General features: G+C 70.5%; 5 protein-coding genes. All 5 read right to left on the reverse strand.

What is annotated here, in order from left to right:
* On the reverse strand, positions 1–400 hold a 400-nt coding region (locus Q1N79_RS03430; protein WP_300604219.1), incomplete at its 3' end, for a MucR family transcriptional regulator.
* A gap of 136 nt (positions 401–536) precedes the next feature.
* Positions 537–1037 carry a VOC family protein gene (locus Q1N79_RS03435; RefSeq protein WP_300604221.1) on the reverse strand — a complete coding sequence of 167 codons (501 nt, stop codon included), beginning with the start codon at positions 1035–1037 and terminating at the stop codon, positions 537–539.
* Positions 1038–1042: 5 nt separating this feature from the next.
* On the reverse strand, positions 1043–1294 hold the full coding sequence (locus Q1N79_RS03440; protein WP_300604228.1) for a lipoyl domain-containing protein: 252 nt from the start codon (positions 1292–1294) through the stop codon (positions 1043–1045).
* A 2-nt stretch (positions 1295–1296) separates the two neighbouring features.
* Positions 1297–2298 carry a transketolase C-terminal domain-containing protein gene (locus tag Q1N79_RS03445; RefSeq protein WP_300604223.1) on the reverse strand — a complete coding sequence of 334 codons (1002 nt, stop codon included), beginning with the start codon at positions 2296–2298 and terminating at the stop codon, positions 1297–1299.
* Between the two features lie 4 nt (positions 2299–2302).
* The gene (locus Q1N79_RS03450) at positions 2303–3364 is read right to left on the reverse strand and encodes a thiamine pyrophosphate-dependent dehydrogenase E1 component subunit alpha (protein ID WP_300604226.1); all 1062 of its coding nucleotides are present in this window, start codon (positions 3362–3364) and stop codon (positions 2303–2305) included.
* Positions 3365–3747 lie beyond the last annotated feature (383 nt).

The raw sequence follows: 3747 nt of genomic DNA on the forward strand, positions 1-3747 counted from the left end.
CGGCGGCCGCCTTGGCCAGCTCGCCGGCGCGCGCACGCTGCCTGCCCGCGGCGGCGCCGTCGCGGATCGCCGGCTCGACCGCCAGCCTGGCCGTGAACAGGGCGGCCCGCAGCTCGTGCGTCTCCGACCCTTCAAGCGACTGGCCCCGCTCCAGGCCGAACGCCGCGCAGTACTGCTCCTTCGTCCAGCCATGCGACGGCAGGTGGGCCACGACCGAACGCAGCGCCCGCCCGCACAGGTGACAGATCACCCGGGAGCCGTCGGCGATGACCTCACCGACCGGGGCGTAGTAGGGCGTCCCGTCATCGAGCACCCCGACGACCGGGTGCAGCACCCGTGCCCGGGCAGGCATGCCGGGCCGCGCGGTCCCGGTGTGGTCGCGCACGGTCTCGGCAGACATGGCAGGGCTCCAGAACGCTAGCTAGTCTCATTGAGACTACTAGCGCGCTCCCATGCCGGGAAACAGACGCCACTGTTCGTTCGGAAAAATCTTCATTATCCCGAACGGACCGGGGCGGCTCTCGCCGGTTACGCGCTCATCCGAGCACCCCGCGGACGCTGGCGTACAGTGCCTCGGACACGGGTGTGCGCTCCCACAGCTCGGTCACCGTCCCCCGGGCGTTGCCCGCGTCGAGGTAGACCCACCGGAACGGGTTTCCCGGTCCGGTGCCGTCGATCAGCAGGGGCAGCTCCGGGTTGTCCGCGCGCGCCGCCGCGAGCTGCTCGTCGAAGTCGGGCACGACGAACGCGAGATGGTGCATGCCCTCGCCCCGCTCGGCCAGGAACGCCGCGTGCGGGGAACGGTCGTCCAGGGGCTGCAGCAGCTCGACGACCACGCCACCGAGCGCGCAGAAGGCGATCTTCAGCGAGACCGGCACCGGCTTGCCGTGCACGAGCACCTGGTCGAAGCGCGTCTCCTCGCCCATGCTCAGGAACGGGCCCGCGCCAAGCCGGGTGCGCAGCTCCTCCTGCGCGGCGGCGCAGTCGCGCACGACCCAGCCGATGTGGAACAGCTCCCCCAGCCGTGGCGGCGACATCGCGGTCAGCCCGGCATTCCGTCGGTCTCGACGACGCACACAAGCGCGCCGACCCGGACATCACTGCCCTCGGGAACGGCGTGCTCGACCATGACGCCGTCCCCGGTGGCCTCGACCTCCTGGCTGATCTTCTCGGTCTCGATCTCGTACAGGGGGTCGCCCCTGCGGAACGCCTCGCCCGGCTGCTTGCAGAACCGCACGATCGTCGCCTCCTCCATCGTCATCCCGATCTTGGGCAGCTTGACCCGCACGCGCATCGTCACGCGGGCACCCCCTGCCTGCGGTTCTCCGTGCGGCCGAGCAGCTTGCGGACGGCCGCGGCGATGCGGGCCTCGCCGGGGATCACGTGCGCCTCGGCGTTGGGGGCGTAGGGGATCGCGACGTTCGGCGTGGTGACGCGGCGGATCGGGCCCCGCAGGTCGGAAAAGCCCTTGTCCGCCACCACGGCGGCGATCTGGCTGGCCGCCGAGCAGCACTCGCGGGCCTCGTCCACGATGACGAGGTGGCCGGTCTTGGCGACGGAGGCGAGCACGCCGTCCTCGTCGAACGGCACCAGGGTGCGGGGGTCGATGACCTCGACCCGCACGCCCTCGGTCTCCAGCGTTTCTGCCGCGGCCAGCGCGGGCTTCAGCATCCGCCCGATGGCGACGACGGTCGCGTCGCTGCCCTCGCGGCGCACGGCGGCCTTCCCGAACGGCACGAGGTACTCGCCGTCGGGCACCTCGCCGAGCTCGCCGCCACGGCCGTTCGGCTCGAGAAGGAAGCACGGGTTCCTGCTGCGGATCGCCGTCTTCGTCAGGCCCTTCGCGTCGGCGGACGTGGCCGGGACGGCGACGTTCACCCCGCCGAGGTTCATCAGCATCGGGTAGGAGGTGTCGGAGTGCTGCGCCGCGTTGGACGAGCCCCCGCCGATCGTGGCGATGATCGTGATCGGGAGCTCCATCTGGCCGCCGGTCATGAGGCGGAGCTTGGACATCTGGTTCCCGATCGCGTCCATGCCGGTGTACAGGAAGTTGGAGAACATCATCTGCACGACCACGTGGTAGCCGGCCGAGGCGAGGCCGACCGCCATGCCGGTCAGCGTGGTCTCGCAGATCGGGGTGTTGCGGATCCGGTCGTGGCCGAACTGCTCGTGGACCCCGCGCAGGTCGCCGACGATCGACAGTTCGACGTCCTCGCCGTAGACGATGACCTTAGGGTCGCGCGCCATCTCCTCGACGACGGCGTCGTGGATGGCCTGGATGAGACGGGTGCGGGCCATGGCGTCACGCTCCTTTTTGCTGTTGGCGCAGACCAGCCGGCTCTGGTGCGTACATCAGTGTCCCGGCGAGTTCGGGGTCGGCGGGCTGGCCGGCCTCTGCGTAGGCCACGGCGTCGTTGACGCGCTCGGCTACGGCGGCCTCGATCCGGTCGAGATCGGCCGCCTGCGCGGTCTTTGCTGCGAGGAGCCTCGCGCGGAAGCGCGCGATCGGGTCCCTGTCCAGCCGCCAGCTCTCGATCTCCGCCTCGGCCCGGTACCGGCCTCCGCTGAGCACGACGGACTCGAACTCGAAATGGCCCTGGATGCGGTAGGTGCGCGCCTCGATGAACGACGGGCCGCCGCCGTCGCGGGCACGGCGGACCGCCTCGCCGGCTGCCCGCCAGACGTCGGTCACGTCGTTGCCGTCGGCCTCGGCGGCCGGCATCCCGAACGCGCGGGCCCGGTCGGCGATGCGGCCGGCCGTCACCTCGGCCGACGGCGTGAACTCGGAGAACCCGTTGTTCTCGCAGACGAAGATCACGGGGAGCTGCCAGAGCGTCGAGATGTTCAGGGTCTCCATCAGCGCGCCCTGGTTGGAGGCGCCGTCGCCGAAGAAGCAGACCGACACCTTGCCGTCCGCGTCGAGCTTGGCGCCGAAGGCCGCGCCCGTGGCGATCGACAGCCCGGCGCCCACGATCCCGTTGGCCCCGAGGATCCCCTTGGAGATGTCGGCCACGTGCATGGAGCCGCCCATGCCGCGGCAGATCCCCTCCTGTTTGGCCCAGATCTCGGCCATCATCGCGTTGACGTCGCCGCCCTTGGCGAGGAAGTGGCCGTGGCCGCGATGGGTGGAGGTGGCGTAGTCGCGGTCGGACAGGTGCGCGCACACGCCGGTCGCGACCGCCTCCTCGCCGATGTACAGGTGGACGGCGCCGGGCAGCTTGCCCGCGGCGCTGTCGTCTCGCAGCCGCTCCTCGACGCGGCGGATCAGCAGCATCGTCTCATACAGGCGGAGCGCCTCCGCCGGCGTCGGCTCATCACCAGGATGACCACTGTGTGGCTTTTGGCCGAGCCCTGTCACTGTCATCCCTTCCTCCTCGCTCGCGGTCGTCATCGACGTGTCCAGCATTACACCTGGCGGGCCGGTCTGGCCATCTCACAACTGAGACGACGCGGGCGGCGGGCGGCCGTTAGGCGATCACCTGTGGAAAGGCTGTGCACAAACCGGTGGATAACTGCACTCCTGTGCGGATAACCGCCGGCTTCGCTGTGGATAACGAAAAAACTCTCAATAATCGGCCCTCGGGCGCTTGCGCCGCGCCCCGGCGCAGGAGTAGAAATGCACTCACGCCGGAAACGGGAGCCGCCCTCGGGGGCAACGCCGAGGACGCGGGAGGACGACGGGAAACCGGAAGCCTCGCGCGGGCGCCTGGCCCTGGCGGTCGGCCCTCAGAGCCGGGCGAAACCGGG

Source organism: Trebonia sp. (assembly GCF_030042015.1).
Classification (GTDB): Bacteria; Actinomycetota; Actinomycetes; order Streptosporangiales; family Streptosporangiaceae; genus Trebonia.

Coding starts and splice junctions, on each gene's coding strand:
- Q1N79_RS03435 (WP_300604221.1), bottom strand. CDS start 1,037: ATGTCGCCGCCACGGCTGGGGGAGCTGTTCCACATCGGCTGGGTCGTG.
- Q1N79_RS03440 (WP_300604228.1), bottom strand. CDS start 1,294: ATGCGCGTGCGGGTCAAGCTGCCCAAGATCGGGATGACGATGGAGGAG.
- Q1N79_RS03445 (WP_300604223.1), bottom strand. CDS start 2,298: ATGGCCCGCACCCGTCTCATCCAGGCCATCCACGACGCCGTCGTCGAG.
- Q1N79_RS03450 (WP_300604226.1), bottom strand. CDS start 3,364: ATGACAGTGACAGGGCTCGGCCAAAAGCCACACAGTGGTCATCCTGGT.